2 protein-coding genes are annotated in these 3452 nt (G+C 69.7%); one reads left to right on the top strand and one right to left on the bottom strand.

Features of this window, described 5'->3' with window-relative positions:
- Positions 1 to 444, top strand: a 444-nt coding sequence (locus VLF38_RS06510) for an Rv3235 family protein (RefSeq protein WP_325270467.1), incomplete at its 5' end; no start/stop codon positions are given.
- 12 nt (positions 445 to 456) lie between these two features.
- Here VLF38_RS06510 and secA read toward each other — a convergent pair.
- A complete protein-coding gene (gene secA / locus VLF38_RS06505; RefSeq protein WP_325270466.1) occupies positions 457 to 3294 on the bottom strand; it encodes a preprotein translocase subunit SecA in 2838 nt (945 codons plus the stop codon).
- Positions 3295 to 3452: the final 158 nt, after the last annotated feature.

Genomic DNA, 3452 nt, shown 5'->3' with positions numbered 1-3452 from the left:
AGCCTGGCCCTCGACCTCACGCCGCGCGCCGCTCCCCCACGCCCCCGCCTGCGCAGCGCCCACACCAACGACCTGGTCGTCGTGGAGCTCGCGGCCCGCGAGCGCGTCGACGCGTTCGTCGGCCGGTTCCTGCAGGCCGTCGTCGAGATCGGCGCCGGTGACCGACCGGTCAGCCAGGTGCTCCGGCACGCCGTCCCGGAGGTCTACGAGGAGCTCACCGCCCGCGCGCGCACGGTGACCACCGCTGCCGGCTCGTCGTCCGGACCGGTGCGCGGCCCGAACCCGGCCCGGCCGGTCGTGGTCGGCGTACGCACCGCCCTCATCCGCTGCGACGCGGTCGAGGCCAGCGCGCACGTGCGCTACGGAAGGCGCTCCCGGGCGGTCGCCGCACGCTTCGAGATCGTGCGCGACCGCTGGCAGTGCGTCGCCCTCCAGATCGGCTGAACGAGCTGCGGCTCAGCCGCCCATGGTCGCGCGACCGGTGGCACCGCCGGGGGCGCCGTGGCAGCGCTTGAACTTCTGGCCGGAGCCGCACGGGCACAGCGAGTTGCGACCGACACCGGCGAACGGGTCGTCCGCGGCCGGAGCGGCGTGCACCTCGGCCTCACCGTCCTCCGACGGCGCGCTGTAGGACAGGTTCTGCGGCCGGCTCGGCCGGTCGAGCCCCTTGGCGCGGATCGTCGGTGCGTGGGCCTGCGCCTGGGCGAAGTCGATCTGCGGGGTCGCGGCGGACACCTGCGGCGCGGCGGCCATGACCTGCTCGGCCTCCTCGGCCTGGTCACCCTCGTCGACGTCCTCCTCGACCTCCACCTGGAGGTTGAACAGGAAGCCCACGGACTCCTCCTTGATGCCGTCCATCATGGCGGCGAACATGTCGAAGCCCTCGCGCTGGTACTCCACCAGCGGGTCACGCTGGGAGTAGGCACGCAGGTAGATGCCCTCGCGCAGGTAGTCCATCTCGTAGAGGTGCTCGCGCCACTTGCGGTCGAGGACCGACAGGACGACGCGCCGCTCGAGCTCCCGCATCACCTCGTCACCGATCTCGTCCTCACGGCGGTCGTAGGCGTCCTGGGCGTCGCGCTGCAGCATCTCGATGAGGGCGTCGCGGCTCAGCCCCGACAGCCCTCCGGCCTCCTTCACCACGGTCTCGTGGGAGAGGCCGATCGGGTACAGCTGACCGAGGGCCGTCCACAGCGCCTCGAGGTCCCAGTCCTCGGCGTACTCCTGCGTGGCTCCCGTGACGTAGCCGGCGACGACGTCGTCGATGAAGCCGCGGATCTGCTCCTCGAGGTCGGCCCCCTCGAGGACCCGGCGACGCTCCCCGTAGATGACCTCGCGCTGCCGGTTCATCACATCGTCGTACTTGAGGACGTTCTTGCGGGACTCGAAGTTCTGCGACTCGACCTGCCCCTGGGCGTTGGCGATGGCCCCGGTCACCCGCTTGTTCTCGATCGGCACGTCGTCGGGGACCTTGAGCACCTGGAGCACCCGGTCGACCCAGTCGGACTTGAACAGCCGCATCAGCTCGTCCTGCAGCGACAGGTAGAACCGGGACTCACCCGGGTCACCCTGGCGGCCGGAGCGACCGCGGAGCTGGTTGTCGATGCGCCGCGACTCGTGGCGCTCGGTGCCGACGACGTAGAGGCCCCCGAGCTCCTTGACCTCGTCGTGCTCGGCGGCGACCTGCGCCTTGATGCGCTCGACCGTGGCCGGCCACGCCTCCTCGTAGGCCTGCGCTGTGTCGCCGGCGGGCTGCAGCCCCTCCTGGCGCAGGGCCTGGTCGGCGAGGAACTCGACGGAGCCGCCGAGCATGATGTCGGTGCCGCGGCCGGCCATGTTGGTCGCGACGGTGACCGCTCCCTTGTGGCCGGCGAGAGCGACGATCTTGGCCTCGTCGGCGTGCACCTTGGCGTTGAGGACGGTGTGCGGCACGCCGCGCTTGCGCAGCAGACCGGACAGCAGCTCGGACTTCTCGACGGACACGGTGCCGACGAGCACCGGCTGGCCCCGGCGGCTGCGCTCCTCGATGTCCTCCACCACGGCGAGGTACTTGGCCTCCTCGGTGCGGTAGACGAGGTCTGGCTGGTCCGCACGCATCATCGGCTTGTTGGTCGGGATCGGCACCACGCCGAGCTTGTAGATCTTGTCGAACTCCGACGCCTCGGTCATCGCCGTACCGGTCATCCCGGAGAGCTTGTCGTAGAGCCGGAAGTAGTTCTGCAGGGTGACCGTGGCGAGGGTCTGGTACTCCTCGCGGACCTGGACGCTCTCCTTCGCCTCGATCGCCTGGTGGAGACCGTCGTTGTAGCGGCGACCCGCCAGCATCCGGCCGGTGTGCTCGTCGACGATGAGCACCTCGCCGTCCATCACGACGTACTCCTTGTCGTTGCGGAACAGCTCCTTGGCCTTGATCGAGTTGTTGAGGAAGGAGATCAGCGGCGTGTTGGCCGACTCGTAGAGGTTCTCGATGCCGAGGTGGTCCTCGACCTTGGTGATGCCGGGCTCGAGCACGGAGATGGTGCGCTTCTTCTCGTCGACCTCGTAGTCGACGTCGCGGACCAGGGTGCGCGCGATCTTGGCGAACTCGCCGTACCACTTGACCTCGTCCTGCGTCGGCCCGCTGATGATCAGCGGGGTCCGCGCCTCGTCGATCAGGATCGAGTCGACCTCGTCCACGATGGCGAAGTTGTGGCCGCGCTGGACGCAGTCCTCGATGGAGTCGGCCATGTTGTCGCGCAGGTAGTCGAAGCCGAGCTCGTTGTTGGTGCCGTAGGTGATGTCGCAGCCGTAGGCCTCACGGCGCTCCGCGGGGCGCATCGACGGCAGGATGACGCCGGTCGTCAGCCCGAGGAAGCTGTGGACGCGACCCATCATCTCGGACTGGTACTTCGCGAGGTAGTCGTTGACGGTGACGATGTGGACGCCCTTGCCCTCGAGGGCGTTGAGGTAGGACGGCAGGACCGCGACCAGGGTCTTTCCCTCACCGGTCTTCATCTCGGCGATGTTGCCCATGTGCAGCGCTGCGGCACCCATCACCTGCACGTCGAACGGACGCATGCCCAGCACGCGCTTGGCGGCCTCGCGCACCGCGGCGAAGGCCTCGGGCATCAGGTCGTCGAGCGTCTCCCCGTCGGCGAGCCGCTCCTTGAACTCGGCGGTCAGGCCCTGCAGCTCCGCGTCGCTCATCGCGACGAAGTCGTCCTCGATGGCGTTGACGGCCTTGGCCACGGCCTCGAGCTGGCGCAGGATCTTCCCCTCGCCGATGCGGAGGAGCTTGTCGATGATGGCAGGCACGTGCGGGACTCTCCCTGGGTCGTCAGTGGGCGCCGGCGGGTCGCTGCGCGGGGCCACGGGCAATCGTAACGGGGCACCGGCAAGCGGGAGGCATCACCGCGGGAGCGGCGCCAGCTCCCTCGCCACGGCCGCCGCCAGGTCGCCGCGCGGGGCGACGT

Source organism: Nocardioides sp. (assembly GCF_035481145.1).
Taxonomy (GTDB): domain Bacteria; phylum Actinomycetota; class Actinomycetes; order Propionibacteriales; family Nocardioidaceae; genus Nocardioides.
This window is presented reverse-complemented; position numbering and strand designations above follow the sequence as displayed.